This window comes from Niveispirillum irakense DSM 11586, from assembly GCF_000429645.1.
In the GTDB taxonomy this organism is placed as follows: domain Bacteria; phylum Pseudomonadota; class Alphaproteobacteria; order Azospirillales; family Azospirillaceae; genus Niveispirillum; species Niveispirillum irakense.
Map to the genome: position 1 here is coordinate 195,975 of NZ_KE386933.1, position 12,439 is coordinate 208,413.

10 protein-coding genes are annotated in these 12,439 nt (G+C 64.1%); 2 read left to right on the forward strand and 8 right to left on the reverse strand.

The features are described 5' to 3' along the window. Positions 1-54: 54 nt before the first annotated feature. From G473_RS27130 to G473_RS0114955, 5 genes are all read right to left on the reverse strand, one after another. Entirely contained in the window at positions 55-564 is a 510-nt protein-coding gene (locus G473_RS27130) for a hypothetical protein (RefSeq protein WP_051330319.1), read from the reverse strand. Then, the gene (locus tag G473_RS0114940) at positions 561-2,621 is read right to left on the reverse strand and encodes a serine/threonine-protein kinase (RefSeq protein ID WP_245580077.1); all 2,061 of its coding nucleotides are present in this window, start codon (positions 2,619-2,621) and stop codon (positions 561-563) included. Before G473_RS0114940 ends, G473_RS27130 begins: the two co-directional genes overlap by 4 nt. A gap of 111 nt (positions 2,622-2,732) precedes the next feature. Then, on the reverse strand, positions 2,733-3,191 hold the full coding sequence (locus G473_RS0114945) for an NfeD family protein (protein WP_029013760.1): 459 nt from the start codon (positions 3,189-3,191) through the stop codon (positions 2,733-2,735). A 53-nt stretch (positions 3,192-3,244) separates the two neighbouring features. Then, positions 3,245-4,252, reverse strand: a complete 1,008-nt coding sequence (locus G473_RS0114950; protein ID WP_029013761.1) for an SPFH domain-containing protein — start codon at positions 4,250-4,252, stop codon at positions 3,245-3,247. 91 nt (positions 4,253-4,343) lie between these two features. Then, positions 4,344-5,483, reverse strand: coding sequence for an AI-2E family transporter (locus G473_RS0114955; RefSeq protein ID WP_029013762.1), 1,140 nt, complete (start codon positions 5,481-5,483; stop codon positions 4,344-4,346). Positions 5,484-5,640: 157 nt separating this feature from the next. Here G473_RS0114955 and G473_RS0114960 point away from each other — a divergent pair, with 157 nt between their 5' ends. After that, positions 5,641-6,135, forward strand: a complete 495-nt coding sequence (locus tag G473_RS0114960) for a CreA family protein (RefSeq protein ID WP_035707446.1) — start codon at positions 5,641-5,643, stop codon at positions 6,133-6,135. 105 nt (positions 6,136-6,240) lie between these two features. Next, positions 6,241-7,992, forward strand: a complete 1,752-nt coding sequence (locus tag G473_RS0114965; protein ID WP_029013764.1) for a hypothetical protein — start codon at positions 6,241-6,243, stop codon at positions 7,990-7,992. Positions 7,993-8,010: 18 nt separating this feature from the next. On the opposite strand, the gene mutL is transcribed toward G473_RS0114965, so the two are convergent. The 3 genes from mutL to G473_RS27135 form a co-directional block, all read right to left on the reverse strand. Next, a complete protein-coding gene (gene mutL / locus G473_RS0114970) occupies positions 8,011-9,891 on the reverse strand; it encodes a DNA mismatch repair endonuclease MutL (protein WP_029013765.1) in 1,881 nt (626 codons plus the stop codon). 257 nt (positions 9,892-10,148) lie between these two features. Continuing rightward, a complete protein-coding gene (locus tag G473_RS0114975; RefSeq protein WP_029013766.1) occupies positions 10,149-11,429 on the reverse strand; it encodes a pentapeptide repeat-containing protein in 1,281 nt (426 codons plus the stop codon). Further along, the gene (locus G473_RS27135) at positions 11,404-12,366 is read right to left on the reverse strand and encodes a DUF817 domain-containing protein (protein WP_084438189.1); all 963 of its coding nucleotides are present in this window, start codon (positions 12,364-12,366) and stop codon (positions 11,404-11,406) included. Before G473_RS27135 ends, G473_RS0114975 begins: the two co-directional genes overlap by 26 nt. Between the last annotated feature and the right edge of the window lie 73 nt (positions 12,367-12,439).

Genomic DNA, 12,439 nt, shown 5'->3' on the forward strand with positions numbered 1-12,439 from the left:
ATGGTCTGTTTCGCTTTTTCGTCGTGTCTTTAAGGGGTTGCCGCTGCCGGCGCCCTATGCCCCGTCGGTCAGGCCGGCAGGCTCTGCCCGGTCGGGATCGGGCTTTGCCATGATGTCGGTGCCCCAATCGGCGATCAGCAGGGCGCGCTTTTCTTCCAGTTCCTTGATCTTGGACTGGCTGCGCAGGGCGATGATGGCGGTCACGATCTGGGGGATGAAGAAATACATCATCCAGCCGATGGCGGCGGCACCGAACATGACCAGCCATGTGCTGGGCGTGGCCAGCATTTGGAAAGAGATGGCCAGCGTATGCCCATGCTGCCAAAGCCGGACGATATAGGGGGCGACGCCGGACAGGTTCATTGCCCCTACGGTCAGGGCCGCGGATTTTTCCGGATCGCGATCCACAAAGATGGCAACGAAGGTGGGGATCATCCCGGCCAGCACCAGGGCGCTGGTGGGGAGGATGATGACGCCGACCGGCAGCAGCAGCAGGCATAGCAGCAGCAAGCGGCGGCCCCGCCGCCGGGGCTTCCGGTTATTATTGTAATATCCCCGGCTCATCCGCCCCTCAGCATAAAGATGACGGTTCCGATCATGGTCAGGCCGGCAATGACGGAGGTGACAACTGCTGCGATCTGCCGACCGGCATGGTCCGTCGCATCGCTTTTCAATGAAGCACCTGACCGCAGCCGGTCGATCTGCCGGGTCAGGGACTCATATTGCCGCATCGCGGTCAGAAAGCCCTTATCGTCGGCCCGGATCACGTCGATATTGTCAACGATGCGGACCAGCGCATCCAGCACGCCATCGCGGGCGGCCTGGGCCACCTCTATCTTCATCTTCTCCCGGGTTTCCTTGTTCTTGAACCGTTTGAACACCGGTTCCATCAAGGTGACCATCCAGGCGCAGAGATGGGGCAGCCGCGCCGGCCCGAAACGGTTCTGCACATCGGCCAGGATGCTGATCATGGCAATGATCCGCCGTGCCGGATCATGCTGGCTGGACAGGGGCTGGAGCAGCCGGTCGTTCAGCTTTTTGTGATGGGTTGTCAGGAAGGCCATGACATGGCGATCCACCGGGTCACGGCCGCGTGTCGGCTTGGTGGCGATCTGTTCCAGTGCGGCCAGCAATTCTGCCGGGGTCAGCACATAATAATCGCGCAGGTGCGGTGCCAGGCAGGGGCAGGCGGGGCAGAGTTCATACAGCACCCGCTCAATACCGAACCCCATCCCGACATGTTCCAGCAAGGTCCGCTGCCCGTCATAGCTCTGCACCATGGGGACATATTCGGGCCGGAAATCAGGCTGGCAATTCACCCAGAACATGGGCAACTGCGCCAGCACCAATTCGGCATAAGGCTGTATGCTGCCATTCTGCCACATCGCTTCCGCCATGGCTGGTCCCAGCCCGTCCGGCATGACGGCGATGCCGCGATAGCGGATGGGGGACGGCGGGTCCAGGGCGATGGTCACGCGGGCGACCAGCTTTTCTTCCTGCGTGGCGGCCCGCCCGCCCACACTGGCGGAGGTGATGGCCGTCTGCACCATCTCGGCCCGGGTCTCGTCGCCCACGCTGCGGCGGACCCATTTTTCCACCTCCCCGCGTTCGATCAGGGGGGCGGCGGCGGCCGTATTCCGGGCCAGGGCGCGGGCCAGTGAGCGGCAATGCAGCAACTGGTCGCCCTGGAAATCAAACGGGCGGGCGCCGCGCCGGGGAATTTGCGGCTGTTTGGAGGAATGGCGGCGGCCTTGCAGCCACATATCCAGGTCGGACAGGCTCCACCGCTGTTTGGCATCATCCGTCATCAGCCCGCGCAGCGGTTCCAGCAGGCTTTGCGGCAGGCGCAGATGGCCCGTCAGCGCGGAATAGGTGCCCCGGTCCATCTTGGCGCGGATCAGCCCCTCGTCATCCAGGTCGGGCAGGGGGTGCCGGCCCAGCACCAGCACCAGCAGCGTGATGCCCAGGGCATAGAGATCATCGCCGATCGTGCCGGGGCCGCGCCCGGCGGGCTGGGCCTGGGCCCTCTCGATCGTCTCCATCAGCACCGGCTGGGCATAGCCGGTCGGGGTCGACAGGCAGTCGCCCAGCATGACGGCGCTGGAAACCGTATCCTTGTAAAAAAGATTGTTCGGCCGGATCGCCCCGCAGGTCAGGCCCCGCGCATTCATCTCCCGCAGGACGTACAGCAGGTTGGGCATCAGGGTGCGCGTCACCAGATCATCGTTGAATGGTTCGCGCACATCGGACAGGTCATTCATCACCCGCCGGCCACCGGGCCGTTCATAGACCAGGGCGAAGCGGCGCTTGCCATCGGGCGTCCAGTCCACCGTGCCCCAATCCAGCAGGCGCATCAGGGCGGGGTTCTCGATGGTGCGGAACCCGCTCAGTGCTTCCACCCGCGCCGGGACGGGGCGATCGGTGATGATGGCGAAGCTTTCCGTCTTGCGGTCGCGGGCCATGCGGCTGGCAAAGGCGCTGCCGCCAGCCGAATCCAGTCCGGCCAGGGGGGAGCCGGGCATGATCTCGCACCGGCCGCCCAGATCGACCGGCGCATAATGGGCCGCCGGCCGCATTGCGGGCGGCTCCGGCATCTCGTCAGGGGCGGCGCTGGTTGCCATGCTGGCTGCCATGGTCGGCGGGGATCTCCGGCTTCAAGGGCACGGCCACGCGCGCCGTCCGGCCGGATCATGGCAAACCATGCGGCTTTGCACAATGGTGGGTGGAAAGCTTCACGGACCGGGGGGGGATATGCCGGCGGCGGGGGCGGCGGTGACCCGCATCAGGGCGCCATCCACCGCCACCACCCGCACCTTTGCCCCGGCGGGCAAATCCTCTTCCGCCGTCACGGGCCAGAGCGTGTCACCGACATGGACACGGCCCCGCCCGCCGCTCAGCGCCGTTTCCAGCGTGAAGATATGGCCGACATATTGCTCCGCCCTGCGGTTCAAGGTGCTGGCCGGCCCATCTTCCCGACCACGCGGCATAAACCGGCGCGACAGCGCATAGGCCAGGGCGGCCAGCACGCCGAACAGGACCAGTTCCACCGCCAGGGCCATGTCGGGCAGGACCCAGGCGATGATGCCGGTCAGCGCCGCCGCACCCGCAACCCAAAGAAAGGCGGCACCTGGAATGAACATTTCCAGTGCCGCCAGCGCCAATGCCAGACACCACCAGTACCAGAAGATCATGGGCCGCCTCCCTCAAGGCAAAGGGTCGGATAGGAGATGGGATAATGGATGCGTCAGGCCGGCCCCTGAGGCGTGCCCCAGGGGGAGGGCGGCGGCGATGCCGGACGGTTTGGCGATGGCGGGCGCGGCCCCTTGTTGCCCTCTCCCTCCTTCGGGCCGAAGGCGTCACGGGCAATTTCTGCCAACCCGCCCAGCGTGCCGATGATGCCGGTGGTTTCCATCGGCATGAACAGCACTTTCTGGTTCGGGCTATGAGCAAATTCCTTGAAAGTGGTCAGATATTGCTGGGCCACGAAATAGTTGATGGCCTGGACATTGCCGCCGGCAATGGCGTCCGACACCATGCGGGTGGCAGCGGCTTCGGCTTCCGCTTCGCGTTCACGCGCCTCGGCATCGCGGAAGGCGGCCTCCCGGCGGCCTTCGGCTTCCAGAATGGCGGCCTGCTTCTGGCCTTCCGCCTTCAGGATGGCGGATTGCCGTGCGCCCTCTGCTTCCAGGATCTGGGCGCGACGGTCACGTTCGGCTTTCATCTGCCGGGCCATGCTGTCCACCAGATCGCGCGGCGGCTGGATATCGCGAATTTCGATGCGGGTGACCTTGATGCCCCAGGGCTGGGTGGCATCATCGACCACATGCAGAAGCTGGGCGTTGATGCGGTCGCGCTGGGACAGCAGCTCGTCCAGGTCCATGGAGCCCATGACGGTACGCACATTGGTCATGGTCAGGTTCAGGATGGCCAGTTGAAGCTGGTTCACCTCATAGGCGGCGCGGGCAGCATCCAGCACCTGATAGAAGACGACGCCATCCACGGTCACCATGGCATTGTCCTTGGTGATCACTTCCTGGCTGGGCACGTCCAGCACCGTTTCCATCATGCTCAGCTTTGTGCCGATCCGATCCACGAAGGGAATGATGAAATGCAGGCCGGGGCGCAGGGTATGGGTATAGCGGCCGAACCGCTCCACCGTGAATTCCTGCCCCTGGGGCACGGTCTTGATCCCGGCGAAGGCCAGCAGGATGCCAAAGACGGCGACCACGCCGGCGAAAATACCGAACTCCATGCTTTTCCATCCCTTTATGCGTTGTGGCCCTTTCCCCATTCTATCATTCCAGGTGGGGAAAGGCGCAAGCGGGATGCAACCGCCGGACGGTCTATTTCGCCAGACTGGTCGGAAGAGGTACGCCGCCGACCAGGGCGCCGATGGGACGCAGAACCGGGGTCGCCTCGCAGACGATGCGGAACACGGCCAGGATGGGGACGGCCAGCAGCGCCCCGGCAATCCCCCAGAGCCAGCCCCAGAACAAAACGGTGGCGAAAACGAAAATCGGATTCAGCGTCAAGCGCCGTCCCACGATCATGGGGGTGAGGAAATTACCTTCTATCGAGGTGATGGCGATGAAACAGAGCGCAGGCAGCAGGGATTGGGTCCAGTTGTCGAAACTGACCACACCGACGACGAACAGCATCGCCGTTGTCACGGCCGGCCCCAGATAGGGCACGAAATTGAACAGACCCGCCAGCGCGCCCCATAATATCGGGGACGGGACGCCCAGCAACGTCATGACCCCCGCCGTCACAAGGGCCAGCGCGCTGTTGATGATGGTGATGGTCACCAGATATTGGGTGATATTGGTCTGTACTGTCACGACGATATCGGACAGATGCGTGCGATCATCCCGCCTTGGCAGGGAGGATAATACACAGGTCAGCGTGTTTTTGCCGAAGGCCAGGATGAAATAGGTCAAGGCCAGCACCACCAGGCTTTGCCCTACCACCACCTGCGCCTGGGCCATGACGGCTTCTGCCAGGGAGGGTCCTCGCATCACCACTTCCCGTTGGGCGCCTTCGCTGCGGGTCATGCGTTGCAGCCGTTCGGTGGCCTGCCGGGCGGGGGCCAGGGCGCGCTGCAGGCCGTGCATACGGTCCTGCAAAGTTTCCATGACCTGCGGCGCCCGCTCCACCCAGGCCACCGCCGGTTCGGCCAGCACCCGCACGCCGCTGCCGGCAATCCCCAGGACCAGGACAATAACAAGGGCCGCGCCAACGGGATCAGGCAGGCGCAGGCGGTTCAACCCCCGCACTGCCGGTCGCAGCAGCAGCGCCAGCAGGATGGCGAGGAAGATGGGCAGCAGGATGTCCTGCGCCACAAAAAGCGTGTACATCACGGCCAGGGCCAACAGAAAACCCAGCAGCCAGGTCTGGACCCGGCGGATCTGTTCCTGCCCCTTCACCGCCGGCATCATCCTCGCGGCCAGCGCCCGCCCCGTACCTGCCCGGTCCTCGATCCCCATCAAATCCCCCTGTCATGAAACCGATGCTTTAACGCGGTACAGGCGGGGAAGGTCCGCAGCTTTATTGGTAGCGTTGATATGCTGAGCGACGGCCATTGAAGCGGAGAGGCGGTCGGGATAGCCTGCGCCCATCCCTTATCCTTACCGGATCGCCCCCATGAAATCCCTGTGCCGCCTCGCCGCCGTCTGTCTGCTGGCTTTTCTGCCGGCGCTGCCCGCTGCTGCTCAGCAGGAGGTGGGGGAATTCAGCAATGACTGGACGGGCAACGGGCTCAAGGTGACGGCCTTCAGCGACCCTGAGGTCAAGGGCGTCACCTGCCATATCGTGGATTTCGACCGGTCGCTGATTGACCGTCTGTCCAAGGGTAACTGGTTTGAGGATCCGTCCAATGCTTCTATTGCCTGCCGCCAGACCGGACCCATCGAGATTGGCGATATCGACCTGTCCAAACGGGGGGAAGAGGTCTTCTCCGAACGTAAAAGTCTTGTTTTCAAGGCCATTGCGGTGCGCCGCATCTATGACCGGGAGAATGACACGCTGATCTATGTCGTCTACAGCCGTCAGGTAAAGGATGCCTCTGCCAAGATGTCCATCACTTCGGTGCCCCTGTTCGCGGCCAATCCCGTATGGGTGAAGGGCAAGCCGCAATAAAATCGTAGCCGCTTAATTACTGTGCGGTTGTTTGCGGCCAATTGAATTTCCCGCTGAACTGTCCGATGGTATATATCCGAACGGGGTGGGCGGACGGGGCGCAAAATGTGGCTATCCAGTCTGGTTGGCGGCAGCACCGCAAAAGGCGGGATTGGCCGGCGACTAAATTTTGAAGTACAGGCCTATAAGGTCGATCACTGGGTGATTGAGGAAATCTGCGCCTCTGAGGAAGAGGCGAAGGCGGTTGCCACGCGCCTGCTGCCCCTGCGTGAAGGGGTGCGTATCGTACGCGATTTCACGGGCGCCCCCGGCATGCCGCCCACCCAGACCATTCTTTTTTCCGAGATGCGGGACGGGCAGACCCGGGCCATCACCGTGCAGCCGGTGGATGAGGCACCGTTATGCATGGAAAGCACGGATTATCTGCAGGAAGGCAGCCGGCAGGTCATTTCCCGCATGCTGCGGCAATATCTGGAGGAACGGTCGCTGACGGCGTCGGAGCTTCTCTATAATGCCGGCGAGATGAAGCGGGCCTTCAATTACGAAAATATGGTGCCCATTGCTGTGGGCCGTGTCGCGACCGTTCAGGGCAAGGCCGCCAGCCTGGATATGCGCGAACGCCGCGACCAGATCTATGCCAGCCTGACGGAATTGCAGAACCGGGCCGATGCAGCGCAGAAGCGGGCGCCCTTTTCCATCCGGCAGGATGGTTTCACCACCGCCATGACCAAGGCGGCGGCGCTGGGCGCTGGCGATCCGGCAACGGTGGATTATCTGTCCAAGGTGGTCTTCTGCCGCGATCTGGTGCAGATCCGCAATCTGCTGGGCAAGGTGGAATGGCTGCTGGAAACAGCGGCGGATGCCGCCAACGGACCGGCCTCTCATCTCGCTATCATTGATACGCTGGTGGCGGATGCCATTTCCTTCCCCAGCGTGGTGCAGGATCTGCTGGGCCGCCAGCCCGATCTGGGCACCGCGCTGGGCCGGCTGCTGGATGTGCTGGACGGGCAGTTTGAAACCGATGGGCGGGAAAGCGCCCCGGCCATTACCGCTATCCTCTCCCGCTGGCTGGGCACGGGTCAGGCGCCGCAAAGCGGGCAGGTGATGTTTGAAAGCCTGCTGCGCAGCCTGCGGGGAACGGCCCCGCTGGCGCGTGATCCGCAACGCAACCGGGCGGCTTTCAGCCAGTTGACGGCGCGTGTCATCACCCCGTCCGGCTTGATCGGCGGCAGCCGCATGGCGGAGGCGCTGACCTCTGGCTATCTGCGTTTTCTGGAACAGGGCGGGTCGGAAGGCCGGCGTCTTTCCATTGATGGCATGCTGGGCATCATTGCGTTGCCGCGCGATCGGGCGCTGTATCTGACGGAACTGGCCGATAGCGACCTTGGTCGTCGGGAAATGGATACGTTGGTCGTGCGGCTGCGGCCGCTGCTGGGCCGGGGGATGGATGTCAACACGCTGGTCGGCGCGCAGGTGCCGTTGAAGCCCAAAATGCAGGCCATGGCCGCCCTCTACCGTGCCATAGGCGCCAGCGGCCTGCCGGGGGAGGAGGCGGAACGGTTGGCCGATCAGGTGGATGGGATGGTGGCCGACTATATCGTGGCATCCCGCGTGATTGAGAAGCTGGACGATCCTGGCGCCAGCCTGCGGGTGCGGGCGACCCGTCTGATGCAGTTCGCGGCCAATGATGTGCTGTCCAGCCCCAAGGCGCGGCGCATGGTGCGTGACCAGATTGTCGGTCATCTGCGCCAGCCCAATTTCGACGGCAAGTTCGTTGAAGGCTTGTCCAGCCCGCAGGAACAGGCCCAGGCGCTGCGCAATTTCCACAATCTTCTGCGCCAGGCTGATTTCGTTTAACGCAGCCAGGTTTTCTCCTCAGCGCCGGCCAAACAGCCGTTCAATATCCCCCAGCTTCAGTTCCACATAGGTGGGGCGGCCATGGTTGCACTGGCCGCTATGGGGCGTGGCCTCCATCTGGCGCAGCAGGGCGTTCATCTCATCGACATTCATCGGGCGGCCGGCGCGCACGCTGCCATGGCAGGCCATGCGGGAACAGATCGCCTCCAGCTTCTCCTTCAGGGCATGGGCATCGCCCAGCTCCGCCAGCTCGTCCGCGATATCCTTGATCAGCCCGCGCACATCGGCGCGTGCCCCCAGCATGGCTGGCACTTCCCGTACCACCACGGCACCCGATCCGAAGGTTTCCAGGATCAGGCCCATTTCCGCCAGTTCCGCCGACCGTTCTCCCACCCGGTCGGCATCCGCCGGGTCCAGTTCCACGACTTCGGGGATCAGCAGCATCTGGCGCTTCACCCCGCCGCCCAGCATGTCCTGCTTCATCCGCTCATAGACCAGCCGTTCATGGGCGGCATGCTGGTCCACGATGACGATGCCATTTTCCGTCTGGGCGACGATATAGGTGGCGTGCAATTGCGCCCGCGCAGCCCCCAGGGGGAATTGGCTGGCCGGCGGCGGGGCGGCATCCGTCACCACCTCATTGCGGGCAGCAGGCGCGAAGCTGGCCCCCGTGCCATCGGAGGGGGGCGCTGTTTCCCCCGGCGGCAGCGGGGCCTGGAACTGCCATGCCGCTTCCGCCATCTGGCGGGGCACGGGCGGCGGGGCCTGATATTGGTAGGGATTATAGCCGGTCCCGGCGGGCCGGGCCGGCGGTTCCCACAACAGGCTGGTCTGCGGGGCGACACGCGGCGTCAGGCTGGACAGGGTGTCGGCGGCCACCGTGGTACTGGCCCGGTGCCCGGCAGCGGCCAGCGCATGTTTCAGGGCGCCCACGATCAGCCCGCGCACCAGGGCCTGATCGCGGAACCGCACCTCCGTCTTGGCTGGATGCACATTCACATCCACCTCATGCGGGTCCAGGTCCAGGAACAGGGCCAGCACGGGGTGACGGTCACGGGCCAGGAAATCGGCATAGGCACCGCGCACGGCTCCCACCATCAGCCGATCCTTCACCGGGCGGCCATTGACGAACAGATATTGCCCGGCGGCGGTGGGCTTGTTGTAGGTGGGCAGGCCGATATGGCCGGTCAGTCGCACGCCTGCGCGTTCGGCATTGACGGGGATGGCATTTTCCTGGAACTCCCGTCCCAGCACGGCGCCTAACCGCACCAGACGGGCCTGTTCCGCCTCCCCCGTGCTGGCCGCCAGCCTTACCGGCGTGCGCCCCTCATCATTCACCGTGAAGGCGACATGGGGGTGCGCCATGGCCAGCCGCTCCACCACATCCACCGCATGCTGGCTTTCGGTGCGGCTGCCTTTCAGGAATTTCAGCCGCGCGGGCGTGGCAAAAAACAGGTCGCGCACCTCCACCCGTGTGCCCTGGCCGCCCGGTGCCGGGCCGACGGGCCCCTTGGCCCCCCCTTCCACCAGGATGCTGCTCGCATGGTCGGCATCCGCCGTGCGGCTGGTGATGGTCAGCCGGCTGACAGCACCGATGGAGGGCAGGGCCTCGCCGCGGAAACCCAAGGTGCGGATATCGGTCAGGTCGCCATCAGGCAGTTTGGACGTGGCGTGGCGCTCCAACGCCAGTTCCAACTGTTCCGGCACCATGCCCACGCCATCATCCACCACCGACAGCAGCGCCTTGCCGCCGTCGCGCAGGGTGACATCAATCCGCCGCGCGCCGGCATCCAGCGCGTTTTCCACCAGTTCCTTCACGGCGGCGGCAGGGCGCTCCACCACCTCGCCGGCGGCGATCTGGTTGACAAGCGTTTCGGGCAGGCGGCGGATGATCGGCATGCCCAGGTCATAGCACCGATTGGGGCTGGCCGCCAAGGTGGGCCCCATATCGGGGGGTGTTAGAGTCCGTCCGGAAAGTTTCACGTTATCTCAACGTCTTACACGTCTTATCTTTAAACGCTACCGTCACCCCGGCGAAGGCCGGGGTCCAGAATCACAGGCGCTTTGCTCTACGAACTGGACCCCGGCCTTCGCCGGGGTGACGGGATTAAAGCATTAACATGTTGATAAAGAACGAAAATCTTCCGGACAGACACTTAGTACTTCACCCCAATAACCCCTTCCAACTGCTCCCGCCGCATCCGGGCGCCGGACAGGCGGGCGCCGGTCAGGTCTGCCCCTTTCAGTTCCGCCCGCATCAGGTTGGCAAAAGACAGATCGGCACCGGCCAGATTGGCCCGGACCAGCCGCACGCCTGTCAGGTCGGCATAGCGGAGCCTTGCCCCCGCAAGCTCCGCCCGCACCACACGGCTCTCGCTGATCTGGAGATAGGCCAGGTTGGCGCCCGCCAGATTGGCATTGTTGAGATTGGCGCCAGTCAGGTTCAGTCCCCGCAGGTCGCTGGCTGACAGGTTGGCCCCGCGCAGATCGGCATCCTGCATCTGCCCAGCCTGAATCTGGGCCGATGAAAGGTCCACCCCATACAGTACGGCCCCTTTCGCCAGCAACCGGGTCAGGCAGGCATGGGACAGGGCGCCGGTGCCACGCAGGTCGAAGCCGGACAGGTCCAGTGCGCGGCCCTGTTGCCCGGCGCTGCCAACCCACAGCGCATGCTGACGCACCATTTCTTCCAGCGACTGGGGCAGGTCGGCCAGGGGGCGGCCGGCGGGCTTGTCGGTCAGGGCGCCTTCCAGATTGGCGCCGCCCAGCTCCGTCATCACCATCTGGGTCTGGGTCAGCACGGCGCCTTTCAGGCTGGCGCCGCGTATATCGGCACCCGACAGGTCCGCCCCTTCCAGGATGGCGCCATCCAGCGTGGCATTGCGCAGATTGGCGCGGACCAGCTTGGTGCCACGCATCACCGCGTCGGTGAAATCCGTGTGCATGGCAACCGCACCGGACAGTTTGGCCTGGGACAGGTTGGCATTGGCCAGCCGGGCCCCCTGCATATCGGTGGGACTGTCCTGATCCACGACCACAATTTTCAGGCTGCCATCGGCCCCGCGTTCGGCCAATGACCCGTCCCGCAGGTCGGCATTGACTAGATTGGCCCCCGACAGGTCCGCCCCGCGCAGGCAGGCACCACGCAGGTCCGCCTTTACCAAGGATGCGCCGGTCATGTCGGTTTCCCGCAGGTCGGCGGCGAACAGGCTGGTGCAATCCAGATTGGCGCCAGCCAGATTGGCGCGGCGCAGGATGGCGCCTGTCAGGTCGGCATGGGCTAGGTCACGGCCCGACAGATCCAGCCCGGTCAGATCAAAATTGGACAGGACGGCGCGGGCCCCGCCCATGCGGGCGTTGCGGAACATCTCATGCCGCTTGACCAACTGGTCAAGCTGGGCCTGCGTCAATTTATAGATCGGCCTTGCTTCGCTCAACGGGGCGACCTTCGGTTGCTGCTACCTGATGCCTTATCCCTATGATCCGCCATCCGCAATAATGAAAAACCTCACCCAATGGCAGGGGGCGTCGCACCAGGCAGACCAGGGCGTAGGACAGGATCATCAGCAGGAACCAGGAACCAAACTTGGCCGGCGATACCAGGGTCCATTCCGCCTTCTGGCTGGGATAGATCCAGGCCCCGGCAAAGGTGCCGATATTCTCTGCAAACCAGATGAACAGGGCTACCAGCGCGAAGCCCAGCAGCAGGGGCATATGGCGATGCCGGCGCCAGATGCGGAAATGCACCCAGCAGGGCCCGAACAGCAGCCCCGCCAGCGCGAACAGGCCCCAGCGCATGTCCCACCAATAATGATGGGTGAAGAAATTGACATAGGCGGCGACCGCGAATCCCAGCGTGGCCCAGAGCGGCGGATGGCGGGTGAAGCGAAAATCGAACAACCGCCACGCCCTGGCAATATAGGAACCGACGGCGGCATACATGAAGCCGGTGAACAAAGGCACGCCGCCGAGGCGCAGCAGGCTGGGCTCCGGATAGACCCATGACCCCATGGCCGTCTTGAAAATCTCCATGCCCGTGCCGACGATATGAAAAAGCGCGATGACCAGCGCTTCCTCCCGCGTTTCCAGCCGGAATGTGATCAGCGCCACCTGCAGGGTGAGGGCGGCCAGGGTGAGGAAATCATAACGCGCCAGCGGCAGATCGCTGGGATAGAACAGCCAGGTCCCCAGCAGCAGGGCCAGCATCAATCCGCCATAAAAACAGGCCCAGGCCTGTTTCACGCCAAACCGGACAAATTCATAAGCTGCCAGCGCCAGGCCGCCACGGGTGGCGGCGGCCTGGGCGAACCGGGCTTCCCGGTCAATGAAATGCGCCAGAAAGGGCCACGCCCTGGCGCTGGATGGATGCAGCATGGAAATCCCCCCGAAGATAGGATGCTATATCAGGGGGTGATTGGGCGGAAAGATGGCGTTAGCCAGAGCTTCA

Coding starts and splice junctions, on each gene's coding strand:
- G473_RS27130 (WP_051330319.1), bottom strand. CDS start 564: ATGAGCCGGGGATATTACAATAATAACCGGAAGCCCCGGCGGCGGGGC.
- G473_RS0114940 (WP_245580077.1), bottom strand. CDS start 2,621: ATGGCAACCAGCGCCGCCCCTGACGAGATGCCGGAGCCGCCCGCAATG.
- G473_RS0114945 (WP_029013760.1), bottom strand. CDS start 3,191: ATGATCTTCTGGTACTGGTGGTGTCTGGCATTGGCGCTGGCGGCACTG.
- G473_RS0114950 (WP_029013761.1), bottom strand. CDS start 4,252: ATGGAGTTCGGTATTTTCGCCGGCGTGGTCGCCGTCTTTGGCATCCTG.
- G473_RS0114955 (WP_029013762.1), bottom strand. CDS start 5,483: ATGGGGATCGAGGACCGGGCAGGTACGGGGCGGGCGCTGGCCGCGAGG.
- G473_RS0114960 (WP_035707446.1), top strand. CDS start 5,641: ATGAAATCCCTGTGCCGCCTCGCCGCCGTCTGTCTGCTGGCTTTTCTG.
- G473_RS0114965 (WP_029013764.1), top strand. CDS start 6,241: ATGTGGCTATCCAGTCTGGTTGGCGGCAGCACCGCAAAAGGCGGGATT.
- mutL (WP_029013765.1), bottom strand. CDS start 9,891: ATGCCGATCATCCGCCGCCTGCCCGAAACGCTTGTCAACCAGATCGCC.
- G473_RS27135 (WP_084438189.1), bottom strand. CDS start 12,366: ATGCTGCATCCATCCAGCGCCAGGGCGTGGCCCTTTCTGGCGCATTTC.